This is a genomic window from Roseococcus thiosulfatophilus, assembly GCF_017311575.1.
GTDB classification, from domain to species: Bacteria; Pseudomonadota; Alphaproteobacteria; order Acetobacterales; family Acetobacteraceae; genus Roseococcus; species Roseococcus thiosulfatophilus.
In genome coordinates, this window is the sequence record NZ_JAFFQY010000022.1 from 302,728 (window position 1) to 321,868 (window position 19,141).

The following is a 19,141-nucleotide window of genomic DNA, read 5'->3' on the forward strand; positions in this document are numbered from 1 at the left end:
ACCTGCGAATGAGTTTCGAGGCCGACAGCACGGGCGGCGCCACCAGGCTCCGCTTCACCGGAAGCCTCAGCGCCACGGAAGCCGCGCGCCTCTGGAATGAGGCGCACAAGGCGCGCGATGGGGCCAGCCATGGCCAATCCCGCATCCTGCTGGACGCGAGCGGCATAACGGCGCTCGACTCCGCGGGGGCGGCACTGCTCGTCTCCGTGGCGGGGCAGGAGGCCGAGTGGCGTGAGCCGGAGGACGCGACGGCCGCCGGCGTGCTGCGCCGCTTCCGTTCCGGCCTGGGCGAGCCTCGTCCGCCCAAGCCCGGCGCCCCCTTCCGGCCCATCACCAGCCTCGGGGCCGGCGTGCTGGGCCTGGCGCGCAATCTGCGCGGTCGCCTGACCTTCCTGGGCGAGACGGCCATGACCGCCGCCGCCCTCGCCCCCCGCCCCTGGCGCCTGCGCTGGGTGGAGGTGCTGCGCCACCTGGACGAGGCCGGCACCCGCGCCTTCGGCCTCTGCGTGCTGCTGGGCGTGCTGATCGGCGTGATCCTGGCCTTCCAATCCTCCATCCCCATGCGGCAGTTCGGGGCGGAAATCTTCATTCCGCAGCTGGTCGGCATCTCGCTCACCCGCGAGCTCGGGCCGCTGCTGGCCGGCGTGATCCTGGCCGGGCGCACCGGCTCGGCCTATGCGGCCGAACTCGGCACCATGCGGGTGAACGAGGAAGTGGACGCGCTGCGGACCATGGGGCTGGACCCCATGGCCTGGCTGGTGCTGCCGCGCGTGCTCGCCGCCATGCTGGTCATGCCCGTGCTGGCGCTGGTGATGGACGTGACCGGCCTCATCGGCATGGGCTTCGTCATGGCGACGCTGGGCTTCCCGCCGACGGCCGTGATGAACCAGCTGGTGCAATGGATGTCGCTGGGCGACATCGTGGGCGGCCTGGGCAAGGCGGCCATCTTCGGGCTGGCCATCGGCTATATCGGCTGCCAGGCGGGGCTTGCCGCCGGGCGCGGCCCGCGCGCCGTGGGCGATGCCGCCACCGCCGCCGTGGTGGGCGGCATCGTGGCGCTGGTGGTGCTGGACGGCATCTTCGCCGTGCTCTTCTTCAGGCTGGGCTGGTGATGGCGGAGGACAAGGCCGCCATGGACAAGGCCAAGGCCGACGCGGTCATCACCGCCGAGGGCGTCGCAATGCGCTTCGGGACCAACACCGTCTTCCAGGACGTGACCTTCGAGGTCCGCCGCGGCGAGGTCTTCGTCATCCTCGGCGGTTCGGGCTGCGGCAAGTCCACCCTGCTGAAGCTGCTGATCGGGCTGATGCCGCCCTCCGCCGGCACCATGACGGTGCTGGGCGAGGAGATGGCGAAGCTGGAGGGCGCCGCCCGCCGTGCCCTGCTGCGCCGCATCGGCGTGATGTGGCAGTCGGGCGCGCTGTTGGGCAGCCTGACCCTGGCCGAGAACGTCATGCTGCCCATCGAGGCCCACACCAAGCTGCCCGAGGCCGCGCGGCGCATGATCGCCATGGCCAAGCTCGGCCTCGTCGGCCTCTCCGACGCGGCCGATCGCCTGCCGGCGGAAATCTCGGGCGGCATGCTCAAGCGCGCCGGCATCGCCCGCGCCATGGCGCTGGACCCGGAAATCCTGTTCCTGGACGAACCCAGCGCGGGGCTGGACCCCATCACCTCGGCGGGGCTTGACGAATTGATCCTCTCGCTCGCGCGGGAGACCGGCACCACCTTCGTGGTGGTGACCCACGAACTGCAATCCATCCTGGCCATAGGGGACCGCTGCATCATGCTGGACAAGGAGGCGCGCGGCCTCATCGCCGAGGGCAACCCCAAGCATCTCCGCGACGAGAGCGAGCACCCCACCGTCCGCGCCTTCTTCCGGCGCGAGGCGCGGGCGGGGGTCTGACGCATGCCCCAGTCCCGCCGCACCCAGTTCTCCGTCGGCCTGCTGGTCCTGACCGGCCTCGTGCTCGCGGTCGGCTTCGTGCTGTTCCTGACGCGCGACCGCATCCGATCGCAGGACGCGCTGTTCGAGACCTATCTGCGCGAGAGCGTGCAGGGGCTCGAGGTCGGCTCCGCGGTGCGCTACCGCGGCGTCGCCATCGGCCGCGTGACGGAAATCCGCCTCGCCTCCTCCGAATACCGGCGGTCCGAGGGCCAGGCCTTCGCCGGCGCCTTCCAGCTGGTGGTGGTGCGCTTCGCCGTCGCCCTGGACCGCGTGGGCGACATCCCGAGCACCCAGGACGCCGTGGCCCAGGGCCTGCGCGCCCGGCTGGCCAGCCAGGGCATCACGGGCGTCGTCTATATCGAGCTGGACTTCGTGGACCCCATGCGCTCGCCGGTTCCGACCCTGCCCTGGACGCCGCGCTTCGACTTCATCCCCGCCACCCCCTCCACCGTGGCGCAGGCGCAATCCACCCTCGAACTCGTGATGCGCCAGATCGAGAACGTGGACATCGTGGCCTTCGCGTCCAACCTGGATGGGCTGCTGACAGACCTGCGTCGCGTGGCGCAGGGGGTGGATGTGGGCCCGGCCATGGCCGAGTTGCAGGAATTGGTCCGCGAGGCACGCAACGTGGTGACTGCCAGCGACGTTCCTGGTCTCATGCGGGAATTGCGCGCCACCACCACCGCCACGCGCGGCATCCTGGAAGGCGAGGAACTGCGCGCGACACTGGCCGCGCTGACACAGACGACGGCGGCCCTGCGCGAGACCACGCAGCGCCTGCCGGCCACCATCACGCAGATCCAGACGACGCTGCGGGCCGCGCGCGGCACCACGACGGACCTGCAGGCCGAACTCGCCCCCATCCTGCGCGACCTGCGCTCCACCACCGCCAACCTTCGGGAGACCACGGAAGCCTTGCGCCGCTCGCCATCCCAGACCCTCCTTGGCGCGCCGCCGCCCCGATGACGCGCCACCTCGCCACCTCGCGCCGGGGCGCGCTGCTGGGGCTCGTCGGCCTCGGCGGCTGCTCCGTGCTGCCCGACCGCCCCTTCGTGCCCACGCGGCGCCATGCCCTCTCGCCCGAGCGCCCCGCCGGCCTGCCGCGCCCGCCCGCGACCGGCCAGGTGCTGCTGCTGCGGACGATGCGCCCCGCCGCGGGGCAGGAGGTGCGCGGGCTGCGGCGCATTGCCGCCAATGGCACCCTGGACATCGCCTTCTATGAGGAATGGCTGGCCCCACCCGCCGAACTGGCCGAGGCCGCGCTGCGGCAATGGCTCATCGCCGGCGGTGGCTTCTCGGCGGTGGCCGCGCCCGGCACGCGGCTGCCCACGCCGCTGGTGATGGAGGCGGAACTGACCGCGCTGGAGGCCCTGCCCGCCCAGGGGCAGGCCCGCGCCGGCGTCGCCGCCCTGCTGCTGCGGGAGACGGGCGCCCTGGGCGATGTCCAGGTGCTCGCGCAACGCAGCTTCACCGCCACCGCGCCCTTGGCCGCGAGCACGCCGGAGGAGGCGGGCCTGGCCCAGGCGGCCGCCATGACCGCCGCCTTGGGCCGCGTCTTCGCGGAGATGGAGGCCTGGATCATCTCCAACATTCCAGAATCGAGACGGCGTTAACGAATACGTCAGGATCTCCCCCTTAAATCTCACTGGCCGAGACAATCTTCCGCCGGAGAGACGTGAATGCCTGACAGGGCCCATCCGCCTGCCAGCCCCTTGTGGGTCGCCCTTTCGCTCCGCCTGTGCCGGGCGGAACCGGGGGCATGACCGCGGATATCCGTCGGGATCGCAATCTTTGGGACGAGGTGTGGCGTGACTACGACCGGCGCACGGCCGGCCGGGGGGCGCCACGCCCGCCCAGCGCCCCTCCGCCCCGGCCGTCCCTCCCGCCTCGCCGCCCGGCCGCGCCCCGCCGGCCCTGGCGCCTTGTCTCGGGCCTTCTGCCACGCCGCCTTTGGGGCTGGCGCCGCTCGGCCATGGCCCTGCTGGCGCTGGTGTGCCTCTATCTGGGCTCGCCCATCGCCTCGGCCGTGCAATTCGCCGTCGCGGTCCAGCGCGCCGACCCGGCCACCCTGGCCTCGCGGGTGGACTGGTCGCTCTTGCGCCCCGGCATCGAGGCCCGGCTGACCGAGATCGCGTCCACCCACCTCACCGGCCCGCCGCCGGCCTTCCTGGAAGAGCTGCGATCCTCGCTGGCGGACCGGCTTGCCTCGCCCGAGGGGTTGGCGCGCGTCCTGGCCCATCACCTGCCGCCCGAGGGGGGCACGGGCTTCGGCCAGGCGATGCGCCAGGCCTGGCCCATCACGCCCGGGCTGTGGCAGGTGAGCCTCGCCTCGCCCCATGCGCCCCACCAGCCGGTCCGGCTGACGCTGCGCCTGACGGACCCGCTGGCGCTGCAATGGGCCGTGGTGGGGGTGGAGCTGCCCGGCCGGCTGGGGCCCTGGCCCTGAGAGGGGCGATCCGGCACTTCGCGGATCGCGCCCTGGTCAACCCGTGGGCGGCGGGGCGCGCACCGTCAGCAGCAGGGCCAGCCCCGTCCCCAGCAGCACCAGCACCACCGCCATGCCCCAGCGCTGGCTGCCGGTGGCCTCGGTCACGATGGCCAGTGCGGCGGGGCCGAGGAAGCTCGTGGCGCGGCCCGAAAGCGCGAAGAGCCCGAAATGCGCCGCCATCTCGGCCGGGGGGGCCAGCTGCGCCATCAGGCTGCGTGACCCCGCCTGGGCCGGGCCGAAGAACAGCCCCAGGCTGACGCCCAGCACCCAGAACACCGCCTTGCTCTCCACCAGCAGCATGGCACCGCCCACCACCATCAGCGCCAGCAGCGAGAGCAGCACGGTGGTCTTGGCCCCGATCCGCTCCTCCACCCAACCGCCCGCCACGGCGCCGATGCCGCCCGTGACGTTGAGCGCGATGCCGAAGAGCAGGATCTCCTCGAAGCCCATCCCGAAGACGCCGGCCGCGAAGACCGCGCCGAAGACGAACAGCACGTTCAGCCCATCCGTGTAGAACAGCCGCGCCAGCAGGAAGCGCAGCACGGGCGGCCGGGCGGGCAGGCGGCGGATCAGCGCCAGCAGTTCCGCCAGCCCCGCTTGCGCCGCCGCGCCCCAGCCGCGCCGCTCGCCGGGCGGGTCGGGCACCCAGACCAGCACCGGCCAGGCGAAGACCAGGATCCAGACAGCCACCAGCAGCGCCGTGGCGCGCACATGCTCGGCCGCGCCGCGATCGAGCGGCAGGAGGGGCGGGTCCGGCTGCACCAGCAGCACCAGGCAGGCCACCAGGCAGGCCAGCCCCCCCGCATAGCCCAGCCCCCAGCCAATGCCCGAGACGCGGCCGATGCGCGCGCGGCTCGCCACATCGGGCAGCATGGCGTTGTAGAAGACGGTGCCGACCTCGAAGGCCAGCGTCGCCAGCGCCACAGAGGCCAGCGCCCAGAGCGCGTAGCCCGGCGCGGGCTGCGCGAACCAGATGGAAGCGGTGAAGATGGCCATCAGCACCGTGGTCATGGCCAGCAAGGCCCGCCTGCGCCCGCCGGCATCGGCGATGGCGCCCAGCAGCGGCGACAGCACGGCGATGCCCAGCCCCACCAGCGCCTGCATCCAGCCCCACATCACCTGGCCCGAGACCGGGTCGGGCGCGATGCCCTGGGTGAAATAGGCCGCGATGACGAAGGTGGAGATGACGGTGGGAAAGGCGCTGTTCGCCCAGTCATAGCTCGCCCAGGCCCATTCCCGCCGGTTCATGCCACATGCCCCCGAGTTGACGCGGCGCGGAGCCTCTGCCGATTGTGCCCCCCCACCCAAGCGGAAGATTGCATGACCGCCCCGGACCCGCTTCGCGCCCATCCTGCCATTCTTGTCTTCCTCCATCTGCCCCGCACCGGCGGCACCACGCTGCATGAGGCCCTGTCCAAGCATCATGCGCCAGACGAGATCTGCCCCATGCGCCTCAACCGCCTGGAGGTGCTGCCACCCGAGGACATCGCGCGCTACCGTTTCTTCTCGGGCCACTACCGCTTCGAGCATGTGGCGCTGACGCCCACGCCCCGCGTCACCGTCACGGTGCTGCGGGAGCCCCGGGAACGGGTCGTCTCCCTCTGGCAGCATTGGCGCCGCCATTGGCCATCAGTCACGCACAAGAATGAGGGCGTGCAGCTGGCCCAGGAGCTGGGCCTGCGGGACTTCCTGCGGTCCGACCACCTGGAGGTGCTGGAAGCCTTCGACAACGCACTGGCGCGGCAGCTGGCGGGGGATTGCCGGGCCCGCGCGCCGGGCGTCTACACCCGCTGGGCCTGGAAGGACCGGGCGCCGCTGACCGAGGAGGAGATCGTCGAGGCCGCCTGCCGCAACCTCTCGAGCTTCGACCTGGTGGGCTTCACGGGCGCGCTGGACCCCTTCCACGCCGCCGTCTGCGCCCGCATGGGCTGGTCCGGCCCGGCGCACCTGCCCCGCACCAATGGCCATGACCAGGAGGTGCCGGGCCTCTACGCCGTCCCGGACGAGCCCATCCCGCCCGAGACGCAGGTGGAGCTGGACCGCGTCACCCGTCTCGACCGCCGGGTCTGGGACTACGCCCTCGCCCGGGCGGGCGAGGACATCGTCTGGACCCCCTGAAGGCCGCCCTCAGGCGAGCGCGGCCAGGGCCCGCGCCGCCACGGTGGCCGAAGCCAGGTCCGCCTGCCGCGCCGCCTCGCGCGCCAATGCCACGGCCTGCGGCCCCTCGACCGGCTGGCCGGCCAGGATGGCCGCGGCCAGGCGTGACTGCGTGGCACGCAAATCGGCCAGCAGCGCCGCCCGCGCCCGGTCCCCGAAGGGCCCGCCGATGCGAAGGCGCCGCAGCGCCTCGCGCAGCGGTTCGAAGGCGAAGCGGTGGCCGGCCTCGGCCCAGGCCTGGGCAGCCTCACCGGGCGTGACACCGGCCCGCGCCGCCAGCGCCACGATGCTGGGCGCGGAGGCGAGCCGGGGTGCCGCCGCCACGAAGGACGCCAGTGCCGAAGGCAGGTCGGTGCGGCAATGGGCGTCGTCGGGCAGGGCGGTCTCGGCGGCGATCAGCGCGCCCACGCCCTCCCGCAACGCGGCCAGGCGGGCCGCGATGTCGGTGCCGTCCAGCAGTTCGACCGTCGCCGCCTCCAGCAGGTCACGGAGCGCGCGCTGGGCGTCGAGGCGCGGGCCGGGGGCGGCGGCCTCCGCCTCTTCGAAGCGGGCTTCGAGGCCATAGAGCTCACTCGCCAGCCAGGCGGCGCCCACGACGGACACCGGGTCGGCCTCGGCCGTGAGGCGCCCGAGCGCCGCGCAGCCCAGCCGGTTCGCCACCTGGTTGGCGAGCGCGGTGGCCGTCAGGTCGCGGCGCAGCTTGTGGCCCGCCAGGAACTCCGCGAAGGGCGGGGCGCGCAGGGGGGTCGGGAAATATTCCTCCAGCAGGGGGGCAAAGACGGGCTCGTCCGGCAGCGCGCTTTCGGCCAGGGCATCGGTCAGCCAGAGCTTCGCCACCGGCAGCAGGGCCGCGATCTCAGGCCGCGTGAGCGCCTCGCCCTCGGCCTCGCGCGCCGCCATGGCCTCGGCACCGGGCAGCACGGCCTGATGGCGGTCCAGCAGGCCTTCCGCCTCCAGCCGCGCCATCAAGGTGGCCTGGCCGGGCAGGGCGGCCGCACCCGACAGCGCCTCCAGCGAGACGGCCACCGATTGCAGCGCGTTGTCGCGCAGCACCATGGCCGCGACCTCGTCGGTCATCTCGGCCAGCAGGGCGTCGCGGCTGCGGCGGGTCAGGCCGCCCTCCGCCTCGGCCGCCGCCAGCAGGATCTTGATGTTCACCTCGTGGTCGGAGGTGCTGACGCCCGCCGAATTGTCCAGCGCATCGGTGTTCAGGCGCACGCCCGCATGCGCGGCCTCGATGCGGCCCGCCTGGGTGATGCCGAGATTGGCGCCCTCGCCCAGCACGCGCGCGCGGAGTTCCCGCCCATCCACGCGCAGCGCGTCATTGGCGCGGTCGCCGGCCTGGGCCTGCGTTTCGGTGCTCGCCTTCACATAGGTGCCGATGCCGCCGAAATAGAGCAGGTCCACCTCCATCCGCAGGATGGCCTGCATGACGAGAGCGGGTTCCGCGCGGTCCATCTTCAGCCCCAGCAGGCGCTGTGCCTGCAGCGAGAGCGGGATGGTCCTGGCGCCGCGCGGAAACACCCCGCCCCCCGTGCTGATGAGCGCGGTGTCGTAATCCGCCCAGGAGGAACGCGGCAGGCGGAACAGCCGCTCGCGCTCCTCGTAGCTGCGCGCCGGGTCGGGGTCAGGGTCGAGGAAGATGTGCCGGTGGTCGAAGGCCGCCACCAGCTTCGTCTGCCGCGACACCAGCAGGCCGTTGCCGAAGACGTCGCCCGACATGTCGCCCACGCCCGCGCAGGTGAAGGGCGCGTCGTGGATGGAGCGGCCCAGCGCCTCCTGGAAATGGCGTTCCACCATCACCCAGGCGCCGCGGGCCGTGATGCCCATGCCCTTGTGGTCATATCCGGCCGACCCGCCCGAGGCGAAGGCGTCGCCCAGCCAGAAGCCATATTCGGCGGAAAGCCGGTTGGCGATGTCGCTGAAGGTGGCCGTGCCCTTGTCGGCGGCGGCGACGATGTAGGGGTCGTCGCCGTCACGCCGCACCACGGCGGGCGGCGGCACCACCTCCGTGCCGTGCAGGTTGTCCGTCACGTCCAGCATGCCGCGGATCAGGGTGGAATAGGCGGCGATGCCGGTGGCCATGAAGCCTTCCCGGTCGGCCGGGACCGCGCCCTTCAGCACGAAGCCGCCCTTGGCACCCGTAGGCACGATGACGACGTTCTTCAGGCGCTGCGCCTTCATCAGGTCCAGCACCTCGCTGCGGAAATCCTCGCGCCGGTCGGACCAGCGGATGCCGCCGCGCGCCACGGGCCCGGCGCGCAGGTGGCAGCCCTCCATGGAGGGCGAATGCACGAAGATTTCCCGCCAGGGGCGCGGCTGTGGCATGTCGCCCGCCGCGGCACTGTCCAGCTTGAAGGCGAGGTAGGGTTTGCCCTGGTAGAAATTCGTCCGCAGCATGCCGTCCAGCATGTGCCGCAGCCGCACCAGGATGCGGTCGCAATCGGGGTCCGCCACCGCGTCCAGCAGGGCGTTCCAGCGGGTTTCCAACTCGGCCTCGTCGTGTCCTGCCTCGGGGTCGAAGCGCGCGGCAAACATCTCCAGCAGCAGCCGCGCGGCCTGCGGGTTCGCCACCAGCGCCGTCTCGACCGAACCTTGCGAGAAGGCGAAGCCCACCTGCTTCAGCCAGCGGAACATCGCCCGCAGCACCCAGCATTCGCGCCAGGACAGGCCCGCGCGCAGCACCAGGCGGTTGAAGCCATCCGTCTCCGCCTGGCCCTCCAGCAGGGCCGAGAGCGCGTCCAGCAGCGGTGCGAAGCGCTCCTCCGGGCAATCCGCCCCGGCCTCGAGCTGGAAGATGTGCAGCACCAGCCCTTCCACCCCGCGCGGGGCCAGCCGATAGGGCTGTTCCTCGATGGCGCGCAGGTCGAGGCTCTCGAACAGCGGCAGCACATCGGCCAGGGCCAGCGCATGTCCGGGGCTGGCCAGGCGCAGCGTCAGGCGGCGCGGGCCTTCGCCCGGCAGGTGGTGCAGTTCCGCGCGCGGGCGCTGCGCCGCCAGCGCGGCCTCGGCCAGGTGCAGGTCCGCCAGGGCCTGGGCGGCGGTGACGCCATCGCGGTAGGAGGCCGGGAAGGCATCGCCCCAGCGGCCGAGCAGGGTGGCGGCACGGGCCTCGCCGAGTTCCTCGCTCAGCGCCTCGGCCAGGCGGTCGGGGAAGGCGCGCACGGCCTGGGCGACGGCGGCTTCCAGCGCGGCGTGGTCGGGCACCACCGCGTGCGCCGGGTCCGTGCCCACGATGTAGTGGATGCGCGCCAGCGGCGAATCCCCCAGCGCGATGTGGAAGGCCGACAAACGCCCGCCATGCGCGCGGGCCAGGATGCCGCCCACCTTCTCGCGCTGCTTCGTGTCGAAGCCCTCGCGCGGCAGCCAGGCGATGATGGAAACGAAGCGGCCAAAGGGGTCGCGCCGCGTGAACAACGCCGGGCGCGGCCGAATGGCGAGGTCGAGTGCGATGCGCGCCCCTTCCAGCACCGCCTCCTCGCTCGCCTGGAAGAGTTCGTCGCGCGGCCAGGTGTCCAGCGCGTTGCGCAGCGCGCGGCCGTCATGGCTGTCGGGCCGGATGCCGGAGGCGTCCAGGATGCGCTCCACCTTGCCCCGCAGCAGCGGGATGGAGCGCGGGTTGCGGTTGTAGGCGGCCGCGGCGAACAGCCCCACGAAGAGCCGCACGCCCAGCACGCGGCCCGACGCATCCTGGATGCGCGTCGCCACTACATCCGCATGCTGCGGGCGATGCACGGTGGAGCGCATATTGGCCTTCGCCACCCGCACCGCCTGCGCGCCGAGCAGCGAGGTCCGGATGGCCTCGGGCAGTTCGGGCAGGCCGCGCAGCGCGTCGAAGACCGGCAGCGTCATGTCGCGCAGCAGGCCGAGATTTTCCTCAGCCACCATGCGCGCGCCCTCGCCCTCCAGCATCAGGCGGCGGTGGCCCAGCAGCACGAAATTCTCGTCCCGCAGCCAGGCGAGGAATTCCGCCGCCTCGCCATGGCCGCGCACCTCCTCGGCCGCCTGGTCCATCAGGGAGAGCATGGCGGGGAAGTCCCGCACCGCGAGCTGCGTGTCGGCCAATGTGCGGCGCAGCGCGGCCTCCACCTCGGGCCAGTTGCTCGGCTCGATGCCGGGCAGCATATGGGCGGGCGTGCCGGCGATGGTGACGCGCATCAGGCTCTCGCGCGCCTCCCCCTCGCCCAGGGCGTGCAGGGCGCCCGCGCCGTCGCGCGTCACGGCCAGGATGGGGTGCAGGAATTCCCGCACCACGCGCCCCGAACGGTTCAGCGAGGCCAGCACGCTGTCCACCAGGAAGGGCATGTCGTCATTGACGATCTCGACCACGGCGTGCGGCCCGCGCCCGCCGCCGGGCGGGAAGAGGCGCAGGCGGATCTCGCCCGGGGCGCGCTGGGCGGCCAATCCAGCGAGGGATGCCGCGGCGGCGGCCAGCGCCTCGGGCGGGCGCGTGGCGAGTTCGGCGGTGGGAATGCCCTCGAAGAGGGGGTGCAACAGGGCCTCAGCGCCGCGCGGCGCGCCGTGCAGCACCCCCAGCGCGGCGTGGAAGACCTCCTCGCGCACCGGGTCCGGGGTGTGCGGCGCTTCTGGCATATGCATTCCTTCCTGGGCGCGATTGGCCCTTCTTGCGGCCGGGTGGCCGGTAACAAACCCTGATCTTGGCCGCCGCCCCCCGGGCTGCAACCCTTCGCGGGGCGCGGCATGGCGCGATGCCGGGCGAATGGTCTATCCTGCGGGCCATGACCATGACCCTCGCCCAGCTGCTGGCGCCGATGAGCGTGGAGCAGTTCTTCGCCGAATATCACGACAAGCAGCCGCTGCACCTGCGCGGGGACCCGGCGAAATTCGCCTCGGTGCTGTCCTGGCGGCAGATCAACCGGCTGCTGGACATGACGCATATCTGGACCAGCCAGAGCCTGAAGCTGGTGCTGGACAGCGGCTCCATCCCGGCCGAGGCCTATTGCGCCCCGGCCACCGCCCGCGACATCCCGCAGCAGCTTCTCCAGCCCGTCGCCGCCAAGGTGCGGGAATGGGTGGCGAAGGGCGCCTCGGTCGTGATGAACGACGTGGACAGCCTGACGCCGGGCCTCGCCTCGGTCAGCGAGGCGATCGAGGGCGCGGGGCTCGGGAAGGCCCAGGCGAACGTCTACATCTCCTGGCAGAGCCACAAGGCCTTCCACGCCCATTACGACACGCATGACGTCTGGGCCGTGCAGGTGGAGGGCGAGAAGGCCTGGAACATCTGGGAGGGGCGGGCCGAATGGCCCATCGCGCACCCGCTGTTCCGCGGCCAGCCGCAGGAACACCACGAGAAGGCCAAGGGCAAGCTGCGCGCCAAGGTCACCATCAAGACCGGTGACCTGCTCTATCTGCCGCGCGGCTGGTATCACGATGCCCTGGCCGAGGCGCCCACCAGCGTCCATGTCGCCTATGGCGCGCATGCCCCGGTGGGCATGGACATCCTGAACATCCTGATGGAGCGCATCCTCTACGAGCCGATCTTCCGCCAGCCCTTGCCGCGCCAGGATGGGTCGGCCCCCGCCAAGTTCGCGCTGACGCAGCGCGCGGGGCAGTTGGGCGCGCGGATCGCGGAACTCGCCAAGGACCCCAAGGTGATGGAGGTGCTGGAAGGCTTCATCGCCAACTACCGCTTCCACCGCGGCGGCAATGACCTGCTGGCCTGGCGCGGCCTGGCCGCGCCCTCCAGCGGCGCCGGCGCGGCCGAGGAGGGCGGCGCCTTCCGCGTGGTGGCGAATGGCGCGAAGCCCGTGCGGCGCGGCGCGGAATGGGTGCTCAAGACCGGCGCGGGCGTCATGCCGCTGACGCCCCCCGAGGCCGAGGCCGCGCAATGGCTGCTGGGCCGCCCCGACGTGACCGAGGCCGAGCTGCGCGGCGCCCATCCTGGCGCCGACGCGCCCGCCCTGCTCTCCCGCCTGCGCGAGGCCGGTCTGCTGGTGCCGACATGAGGCTGCGGCTGGCGCTGGCCCTGCTGCTGCTGGCCGGGCCCGCCCTCGTCGCGCCCTTGGCTGCCCAGCCGCGCGATTTCAGCTGCGTGGGCGTGGAGGATCTGGAATCCGACACCGCCAGCCTGCGCTTCGCCCGCAACGCCGACCGCCTGCCCTCGGGCGCCGCCGAAGCCCTGGCGCCGCTGGCCGAGGCGGCGCGCGAGGACCATCACCGCAACATCTGCGTGCTGGGCTATGCCGCCGCCGAGGAGGGCGGCGCCCAGACCGCGAGCCGCCTGGCCGCCCGCCGCGCGCGCGCGGTGGCGGAGGAACTCTCGCGCCTGGGCGTGGAGCGCGACCGCATCCGCGCCGAGGCCCGCACGCGCGGCTTCACCCGCGGCCGCAATGACCAGCAGGCGGGCGTGCGCGTGATCGTGCTGCCCAGCCTGGAACGCCCGGCGCGGCCGGAGGCGCCGGCGCCGGAACCGGACCCGGGCATTCCGATCCGTTTCTCCCGCTAACCGACGCCCGTCACGTTCATCGGCGCCGGCACCCAGGCATAGGCCTGGCCCTGCCGCGCGATGTTCCCCAGGCCCGGCCAGGGGAAGTGGTAGGACAGCACCGCGTGCCGGTCCGTCGCCAGCCGGTCCAGCATGCGGGTGCGGCTGCGGGCCGATTGCGCGGCGTCCGTGTCATAGGCGAATTCCCAGCCCGGATGCCGCAGCATGATGGCGTGGTGGTGCGCCAGGTCGCCCCAATTCACCACCGTCTGGCCCCCGCTGGTGATGGCGAAGGTGGTGTGCCCCACCGTATGCCCCGGCGTGTGCAGCGCGATGATGCCGGGCAGCACGGGCTGTTCGTCGCGCAGCATCACCATGCGGTCCCGATAGGCGTTGAGGTTGCGCTTCGCGCCCTCGATGAAGACCTCCATGAAGGCCGGGCCGCGCTTGTTCGCGTCATTGGTCCAGTAGGCCAGGTCCGCCTCGTGCAGGGCGACCTGGGCGTTGGGGAACACGCGGTTGCCCTGCGCGTCCACCAGGCCCCAGCAATGGTCGCAATGGGCGTGGGTCAGCACCACCATGTCGATGCGCGCGGGGTCTATCCCGGCGGCACGGAGGTTGGCCACCATGCGGCCGGTGGTGGGGCCGAACATGCGGCTGGCATCGCCCATGCTCTCGCCCATGCCGGTGTCGAACAGCACGAGTTGGCTTCCGGTGTTCACCACCAGGATGTTCTGTTCCAGCACCACCGTCTCGGAGGGCAGAAAGGCCTCCTGCAGCACCCGGCCCATCTCCGGCGCGGGCGCGTTGGGAAAGCCGTCCGAAGGCTTGCCCAGCGGCAGGTGGCCGTCGGAGATGACGGTCGCCTCGAAGCTGCCAATGCGGAAGCGATACCAGGCGGGCGCCTGGGTGCCGACGGGCGGCGTGGCGGCTGAAGCGAGGGCGGGCAAGCCCAGCAGGGCGGGCAGCGCAAGCGCCCCCCGGCGCGAAACACTGTGGCGAGACAAGGTCATGGACGTTCTCCCGTGCGGCCTCATCCTGGGCCGGCGGGGCAGGCTATCAGGCACGCGGCAGGTCTTGCTACCTCCGCGTGCATGATCGTGCCTGTTTCAGCCCCGCCTGGGGTCGCGGTCCAGCGCGGTCCGAAGGGCGCGCAGCGGGGCGAGCATCGCGTCGGCATGGATGTCGGCACGCTGCGCCAGCGCCGACAGGTCGGCGGCCGTGAAGGCCACGGCTTCCTCCCGCCGGGCGCGGCCCTCGGGCGTGAGGAAGACGCGCTTGGCCCGCGCATCCTCCGCATCGGGTTCCAGCCGGATGAAGCCCCGCGCCTCCAGCCGTTGCAGCGTGTTGGTCATGGTGGCCTTGGTCAGCTGGAAGGCGCGGGCGAGCTGGCCCGGCGTCTTCCCATCGCCCAGCCGCACCAGGTGGTTCAGCACGGCGAAATGGGGCAGGCGCAGCCCGTCGGGCTGCGCACGTTCGAAGCGGTTGCGCGCCAGCTGCTCGATGATGCCGATCTCGTTCAGCAGGGCGAAGAGGGCGGGGTCCTGGGTGCTCACCCCGGCAGGATACGCGATTCCGCGGGCCAGCGGGGGGTGGGGGGTGCGGCGCGCGTGGCGAAGCCGAGGCGGCCCAGCATCTGCACCGTGCCGGTGGCGTTCAGCAGGCGAGGGACCTCGGCGTAGGGCCCGGCCATTTCCGGAAATTCCTGCAGGGCCTGGCTGACGGGCTGCATCGCCAGGCCTGCTTCCGTCGCCGCGAGGTTCAGCCGCAACCAGTCGCGGCCGGCGGCCAGTTGCTCCGCGCGACTGTTGCCTGGTGTCGTCAGCCAGCAATAGGCGTTGGTCGCGCCCAGCATGGCCTCGTACTGCCGCATCGCGAAGGCGTGGCCCGGCTGGCCGGCGCGCATGGCCGCGTGGCTCAACTCGCCCCGCGCCAGCATGGCGTCGAATTGCGGGCCCCACAGGGAGATGCCATCCGGCTGGGCCGCCACCGCCGCCGAACCGAGGCGGGTGAGGTCCACGCTTTCGCCCCAGGCGGCGGGGGTGTTCGCCTCGATGAGCCAGGCGCGCCAGGTCAGGTCGCGGATGGCGGCCACATCGCCGCTGGCGACGCCCATCCGCGCGGGTTCCAGCAGGGCGGCGGCGAGTTGCGCCGGCGCGCCCTCGGGCAGCGGCCGCGTCACGTCATAGGGCTGCTTCGCGCTGCGCCGTTGCGGCACGGCGGCGAAGAGCGGGTCCCGCGTGCCGCCCGGGCGCAGGGTGATGCGGGCCACGGGCCGCGCATCGAGGCGCGGGGCGGGCTCGCCTTCCGGGAAGGGCGTCAGCGCGGCGTCCAGCCCGCGCTCGGCCGCCGCCATGCGGAACAATTCGAGAAAGCAGCCCAGGCCGATGGTGATCTGCCGGTCGAAGGGGTCGGTTTCGGGCAGGCGGCGGTCCAGGTCGCAGAAGAGCAGCGCCTCGTTCTCGCCCACCAGGCGCAGCGCCCAGGGCTGGCGGTTGTGCGGGTTGGGGGCCAGCACGGCCCAGGCCATGGCGGCGAGGCGCGGGTCGGCGGCAGTGGCGCCGGCGACCGCCCAGGGCGCGAGCGGCCCGGCGAGCGGCTGGCTGCGGACCATGCCGGCCTGGAGGGTCAGCAGCGTGGCGCCGGAGGCGGCAAGGAAGTGGCGACGGGTGGGGGACATGGGGTAGCTTCTTTAGTTCGATGTCTTACTATTTAGTTCGACGTCGAACGTCATGCAAGCCTCTTGTCGCGCGCCCCCATCCGGCGCAAAGCTGCCTTCGTCACCTGGGTGAGCCCTGATGCAGGGCTGAGAGGCGGGATGCATCCCGCGAGCCTTGGAACCTGATCCGGTTCGGACCGGCGAAGGGAGCGGTGGACAAGGCACGGCATCCCGCCGCGCGACCCCCTTCCTTCGTGCTGCCCGCGCCGCATGGAGGAAATGCGTGAACCCCCTTCGCTTGAATCGTCGTCACGTCCTGGCGGGCGCCGCCGCCGCCGGCCTCGCCGCCCCGGCCGCCGCCCAGAATGCCCGCGCGCGCACCTTGCGCTTCATGCCGCAAGCGGCGCTCGCCTCGCTCGATCCGGTCTTCAACCTCACCACCATCACCTCCACCCACGGGAACTGCGTGTTCGACACGCTCTATGGGGTGGACGCGCAGCTGCGCCCGCGGCCGCAGATGGCGGCGGGGCACGAAGTCTCGGCGGATGGCCTCACCTGGACCATCACCCTGCGCGAGGGCCTGCGCTTCCATGACGGCGAACCGGTGCTGGCGCGGGACTGCGTGGCTTCCATCCGCCGTTGGGCGGTGCGCGACGGCTTCGGCCAGGTGCTGATGCAGGCGACGGCCGAGCTTTCCGCCCCCGACGACAAGCGCATCACCTTCCGCCTGCACCGCCCCTTCCCAAGCCTGCTCGACGGGCTGGCGAAGATCATGACCATCCCGTGCTTCATCATGCCCGCGCGCATCGCTGCCACCCCGGCGGACCGCGCCATCACCGAGATCGTGGGCTCCGGCCCCTGGCGCTTCCTGCCGGGCGAGTTCAACGCCGGCGCCTTCGCGGCCTATGCGAAGAATGAGCGCTACATCCCGCGCGACGAACCCGCCGAACTCTCCTCCGGCGGCAAGCGCGTGCATTTCGACCGGCTGGAGATGGTCTGGATCCCCGATGGCGGCACCGCCGCCGCGGCACTCCGCACCGGCGAGGTGGACTGGATCGAATACCCCCTGCCCGACCTCGTCCCCGTGCTGGACCGCGACCGCAACACCCGCACCCAGATCTACGACCCGCTGGGCTTCCTGGGCTTCCTGCGCTTCAACCACCTGCACGCCCCGTTCAACGATGTGCGCGTGCGCCGCGCCATCCGCGACCTGATCGTGCAGAGCGACTTCATGTCGGCCGTCGCCATCCCCGGCGACTGGCAGGAATGCCACGCGATGTTCCCGTGCAGCCTGCCCGGCATCCGCGAATTTCCGCCCGCGCCCCGCAACGCCGCCGCCATGGATCGCGCGCGCGAGGCCTTGCGCGAGGCCGGCTATCGCGGCGAGACGCTCGTCCACATCAACCCGAGCGACTTCCCCGCCGTGACCCAGCAGGGCCGCCTGACGGTGGACCTCATGCGGCGCCTGGGCGTGAACATCGAGGCCATCGAGAACGACTGGGCCACCATCGTCGCGCGCCGCGCCAACCGCGCCCCGCCCACCCAGGGCGGCTGGAGCCTGCACAACACGAACTTCCCCTCGCCCGGCATCGCGAACCCGGGGCTCAGCCCCATCATCCGCGCGCATGGCGCGGCCGCCTGGTTCGGCTGGCCGGAGGATGGGGCGATCGAGGAACAGGTGCAGGCCTGGCTCGCCGCGCCGGACCGCGCGGGGCAGGAGGCGGCGATGGCGAAGCTGCAGGAAGCGGCCTGGGAATCCGTGCCCTTCGCCCCCACCGGCCTGTTCCGCCTCCGCACCGCCTTCCGCCGCGAGTTGACGGGCGTGCTCCAGGCGCCGAGCCCGATGCTGTGGAACCTCAGGCGGGGATGACGCCGCTGTCGCGCAGATAGGCCAGCAGGGGCAGCATGGGCAGGCCGAGGATAGCCGTGTGCTCGCCCTTGATGTCGCGCATGAGCTGGAGGCCGAGCCCTTCGAGGCGATAGGCCCCCACGCTCTGCGTCACGAAACCGCCCTCGCGCGCCAGGTAGTCGTCGAGGAAGGCGTCGGAGAAATCGCGCATGACGAGGCGCGGGCGCGCCACATGGTGCCAGGCGCGCTCGCCCTCGCGCCAGACCACCACGGCCGTCACAAGCTCATGGGGCTTGTTGCGCAGGCGCTTCAGGTGGGCGCGGGCGGCCTCCACATCCTCGGGCTTGTCGAACCATTCCTCCTCGCAGACCAGGATCTGGTCGGCGCCGATGATGACCGCCTCCGGGTGCTTGCGCGCGATCCGTGCCGCCTTGGCGTCGGCCAGAAGGGTGGCGGCCTCGGCCACCGCCATGCCCTCGGCGCGGGCGGATTCCTTGATGGCGCTCTCGTCGACCGCGGCGGGCAGCGCCTCGAAGACCAGCCCCGCCGCTTCCAGCAAGGCCCGGCGCGAGGCGCTTTGCGAGGCCAGCACAAGCCTCATCGCTTCACGCCCAGGATGGGCGCGGCCGGATCATGCGGCTGCACGGCGCGCGCCGTGCCCTGGCGCTGGTGCCACAGCTCCATCTGCTGGATGACGGTGGCGGCCGTCTCCTCGATGGAACGGCGGGTCACGTCGATCACCGGCCAGCCCTTCGCGGTGCAGAGCCGCCGCGCCGCCAGGATTTCCGCCTTCACCGCATCGGCGTCCACATAGTCGTTCTCGCCCATCCGCACGCCCTCGGCGCCCAGGATCCGCAGGCGGTGGCGACGGATTTCCAGCAGCGACAGCGGATCAATCGTCAGGCCCACGATGGGGCAGGGCGCGGTGTCCAGCTCGGGCGGCAGGGGCGCGCCGGGCACCAGCGGCACATTGGCGGCCTTGATGCCGCGGTTGGCCAAATAGAAGCAGGTGGGCGTCTTCGAACTGCGCGACACACCCACCAGCACCACATCCGCGTTCATGATGCCGGCGGTGCCCTGCCCGTCATCATGGCTCAGCACATAGTGCATGGCGTCAATGCGGCGGAAATAGTCGGCGTCCATCACATACTGGGCCGCGCGCTTTTCCTTGGCCGTGGTGCCGATCTCCATCTGGAGCATCTCCATCACGGGGTCGAGCACCGAGAGCGCGGGGATGCCCAGGCGCGAACAGGTCTCCTCCAAAGCGAGGCGCAGGCTGCGGTCCACCAGCGTGAACATCACCGGGCCAGGCTCATGCTCGATGCCCTCGATCACGCGGTCGAGGTTCAGGCGGGAACGCACCAGGAACCAGCGGTGCTGGATCACGCTGGGCTGCTCGAACCGTGCCAGGGCCGCGCGGGCGATGCTGTTCAGCGTTTCCCCCGTGCTGTCGGAGACGAGGTGCAGGTTGGTGTTCCGCATGGGCATGGATCTGTGGACCGTTCCTGGACACCCAGGGGATAACGGGGATGAACCGCCCCCGCCAGCGTCCCGGCGATCCACAGCGGGGATGAAGCGGACAGCCGCCGGCACAGAGG

Annotated in this window: 16 protein-coding genes and 1 riboswitch; of the genes, 9 read left to right on the plus strand and 7 right to left on the minus strand. The window is 72.2% G+C overall.

The window, feature by feature from the left end; all coding sequences use genetic code 11:
- Nucleotides 1–8: 8 nt before the first annotated feature.
- From JTN19_RS10680 to JTN19_RS10700, 5 genes are all read left to right on the plus strand, one after another.
- Complete coding sequence (locus JTN19_RS10680) at nt 9–1,112, plus strand: ABC transporter permease (RefSeq protein ID WP_206932212.1); 1,104 nt, start codon at nt 9–11, stop codon at nt 1,110–1,112.
- Nucleotides 1,112–1,903 carry an ABC transporter ATP-binding protein gene (locus tag JTN19_RS10685; RefSeq protein WP_206932349.1) on the plus strand — a complete coding sequence of 264 codons (792 nt, stop codon included), beginning with the start codon at nt 1,112–1,114 and terminating at the stop codon, nt 1,901–1,903. The genes JTN19_RS10680 and JTN19_RS10685 overlap by 1 nt, the downstream gene beginning before the upstream one ends.
- Nucleotides 1,904–1,906: 3 nt before the next feature.
- Nucleotides 1,907–2,911: an MlaD family protein gene (locus tag JTN19_RS10690; protein ID WP_206932217.1), complete on the plus strand. Its 1,005-nt coding sequence runs from the start codon at nt 1,907–1,909 to the stop codon at nt 2,909–2,911.
- A complete protein-coding gene (locus JTN19_RS10695; RefSeq protein WP_206932218.1) occupies nt 2,908–3,558 on the plus strand; it encodes an ABC-type transport auxiliary lipoprotein family protein in 651 nt (216 codons plus the stop codon). The genes JTN19_RS10690 and JTN19_RS10695 overlap by 4 nt, the downstream gene beginning before the upstream one ends.
- A gap of 359 nt (nt 3,559–3,917) precedes the next feature.
- Nucleotides 3,918–4,391, plus strand: coding sequence for a DUF2939 domain-containing protein (locus tag JTN19_RS10700; protein WP_206932219.1), 474 nt, complete (start codon nt 3,918–3,920; stop codon nt 4,389–4,391).
- A gap of 36 nt (nt 4,392–4,427) precedes the next feature.
- Here JTN19_RS10700 and JTN19_RS10705 read toward each other — a convergent pair whose 3' ends face one another.
- Entirely contained in the window at nt 4,428–5,681 is a 1,254-nt protein-coding gene (locus JTN19_RS10705) for an MFS transporter (protein ID WP_206932220.1), read from the minus strand.
- Nucleotides 5,682–5,753: 72 nt separating this feature from the next.
- Between JTN19_RS10705 and JTN19_RS10710 the strand changes: the two genes are divergently transcribed.
- Complete coding sequence (locus JTN19_RS10710; protein ID WP_206932221.1) at nt 5,754–6,551, plus strand: sulfotransferase family 2 domain-containing protein; 798 nt, start codon at nt 5,754–5,756, stop codon at nt 6,549–6,551.
- Nucleotides 6,552–6,560: 9 nt separating this feature from the next.
- On the opposite strand, the gene JTN19_RS10715 is transcribed toward JTN19_RS10710, so the two are convergent.
- On the minus strand, nt 6,561–11,183 hold the full coding sequence (locus tag JTN19_RS10715; protein WP_242531036.1) for an NAD-glutamate dehydrogenase: 4,623 nt from the start codon (nt 11,181–11,183) through the stop codon (nt 6,561–6,563).
- 146 nt (nt 11,184–11,329) lie between these two features.
- On the opposite strand from JTN19_RS10715, the gene JTN19_RS10720 reads away from it, so the two are divergent.
- Both JTN19_RS10720 and JTN19_RS10725 read left to right on the plus strand, forming a co-directional pair.
- On the plus strand, nt 11,330–12,556 hold the full coding sequence (locus JTN19_RS10720) for a cupin domain-containing protein (RefSeq protein ID WP_206932224.1): 1,227 nt from the start codon (nt 11,330–11,332) through the stop codon (nt 12,554–12,556).
- Nucleotides 12,553–13,056 (plus strand): OmpA family protein, encoded by a 504-nt coding sequence (locus JTN19_RS10725; RefSeq protein WP_206932225.1) that lies wholly within the window; start codon nt 12,553–12,555, stop codon nt 13,054–13,056. The genes JTN19_RS10720 and JTN19_RS10725 overlap by 4 nt, the downstream gene beginning before the upstream one ends.
- On the opposite strand, the gene JTN19_RS10730 is transcribed toward JTN19_RS10725, so the two are convergent.
- The 3 genes from JTN19_RS10730 to JTN19_RS10740 all read right to left on the minus strand — a co-directional run bounded on the left by JTN19_RS10730 (nt 13,053) and on the right by JTN19_RS10740 (nt 15,715).
- Nucleotides 13,053–14,048 (minus strand): MBL fold metallo-hydrolase, encoded by a 996-nt coding sequence (locus tag JTN19_RS10730; protein ID WP_206932226.1) that lies wholly within the window; start codon nt 14,046–14,048, stop codon nt 13,053–13,055. The genes JTN19_RS10725 and JTN19_RS10730 overlap by 4 nt on opposite strands.
- A 96-nt stretch (nt 14,049–14,144) precedes the next feature.
- Nucleotides 14,145–14,591, minus strand: coding sequence for a MarR family transcriptional regulator (locus JTN19_RS10735; RefSeq protein WP_206932231.1), 447 nt, complete (start codon nt 14,589–14,591; stop codon nt 14,145–14,147).
- The gene (locus JTN19_RS10740; RefSeq protein WP_206932232.1) at nt 14,588–15,715 is read right to left on the minus strand and encodes an Acg family FMN-binding oxidoreductase; all 1,128 of its coding nucleotides are present in this window, start codon (nt 15,713–15,715) and stop codon (nt 14,588–14,590) included. The genes JTN19_RS10735 and JTN19_RS10740 overlap by 4 nt, the downstream gene beginning before the upstream one ends.
- Before the next feature lie 96 nt (nt 15,716–15,811).
- A riboswitch (TPP riboswitch) is annotated at nt 15,812–15,921 on the plus strand.
- Nucleotides 15,922–15,992: 71 nt separating this feature from the next.
- Here JTN19_RS10740 and JTN19_RS10745 point away from each other — a divergent pair.
- The gene (locus tag JTN19_RS10745) at nt 15,993–17,564 is read left to right on the plus strand and encodes an ABC transporter substrate-binding protein (RefSeq protein WP_206932233.1); all 1,572 of its coding nucleotides are present in this window, start codon (nt 15,993–15,995) and stop codon (nt 17,562–17,564) included.
- Here the strand turns inward: JTN19_RS10745 and JTN19_RS10750 are convergent.
- Nucleotides 17,551–18,144, minus strand: a complete 594-nt coding sequence (locus tag JTN19_RS10750; protein ID WP_206932235.1) for a Maf family protein — start codon at nt 18,142–18,144, stop codon at nt 17,551–17,553. The two genes, JTN19_RS10745 and JTN19_RS10750, sit on opposite strands and share 14 nt — an antisense overlap.
- Nucleotides 18,141–19,031 carry a pyruvate, water dikinase regulatory protein gene (locus JTN19_RS10755; RefSeq protein WP_206932237.1) on the minus strand — a complete coding sequence of 297 codons (891 nt, stop codon included), beginning with the start codon at nt 19,029–19,031 and terminating at the stop codon, nt 18,141–18,143. Before JTN19_RS10755 ends, JTN19_RS10750 begins: the two co-directional genes overlap by 4 nt.
- Between the last annotated feature and the right edge of the window lie 110 nt (nt 19,032–19,141).

Bases quoted from the DNA above. Each gene is read 5' to 3' on its own strand.
- JTN19_RS10680 (WP_206932212.1), top strand. From the start codon at position 9: ATGAGTTTCGAGGCCGACAGCACGGGCGGCGCCACCAGGCTCCGCTTC.
- JTN19_RS10685 (WP_206932349.1), top strand. From the start codon at position 1,112: ATGGCGGAGGACAAGGCCGCCATGGACAAGGCCAAGGCCGACGCGGTC.
- JTN19_RS10690 (WP_206932217.1), top strand. From the start codon at position 1,907: ATGCCCCAGTCCCGCCGCACCCAGTTCTCCGTCGGCCTGCTGGTCCTG.
- JTN19_RS10695 (WP_206932218.1), top strand. From the start codon at position 2,908: ATGACGCGCCACCTCGCCACCTCGCGCCGGGGCGCGCTGCTGGGGCTC.
- JTN19_RS10700 (WP_206932219.1), top strand. From the start codon at position 3,918: ATGGCCCTGCTGGCGCTGGTGTGCCTCTATCTGGGCTCGCCCATCGCC.
- JTN19_RS10705 (WP_206932220.1), bottom strand. From the start codon at position 5,681: ATGAACCGGCGGGAATGGGCCTGGGCGAGCTATGACTGGGCGAACAGC.
- JTN19_RS10710 (WP_206932221.1), top strand. From the start codon at position 5,754: ATGACCGCCCCGGACCCGCTTCGCGCCCATCCTGCCATTCTTGTCTTC.
- JTN19_RS10715 (WP_242531036.1), bottom strand. From the start codon at position 11,183: ATGCCAGAAGCGCCGCACACCCCGGACCCGGTGCGCGAGGAGGTCTTC.
- JTN19_RS10720 (WP_206932224.1), top strand. From the start codon at position 11,330: ATGACCATGACCCTCGCCCAGCTGCTGGCGCCGATGAGCGTGGAGCAG.
- JTN19_RS10725 (WP_206932225.1), top strand. From the start codon at position 12,553: ATGAGGCTGCGGCTGGCGCTGGCCCTGCTGCTGCTGGCCGGGCCCGCC.
- JTN19_RS10730 (WP_206932226.1), bottom strand. From the start codon at position 14,048: ATGACCTTGTCTCGCCACAGTGTTTCGCGCCGGGGGGCGCTTGCGCTG.
- JTN19_RS10740 (WP_206932232.1), bottom strand. From the start codon at position 15,715: ATGTCCCCCACCCGTCGCCACTTCCTTGCCGCCTCCGGCGCCACGCTG.
- JTN19_RS10750 (WP_206932235.1), bottom strand. From the start codon at position 18,144: ATGAGGCTTGTGCTGGCCTCGCAAAGCGCCTCGCGCCGGGCCTTGCTG.
- JTN19_RS10755 (WP_206932237.1), bottom strand. From the start codon at position 19,031: ATGCCCATGCGGAACACCAACCTGCACCTCGTCTCCGACAGCACGGGG.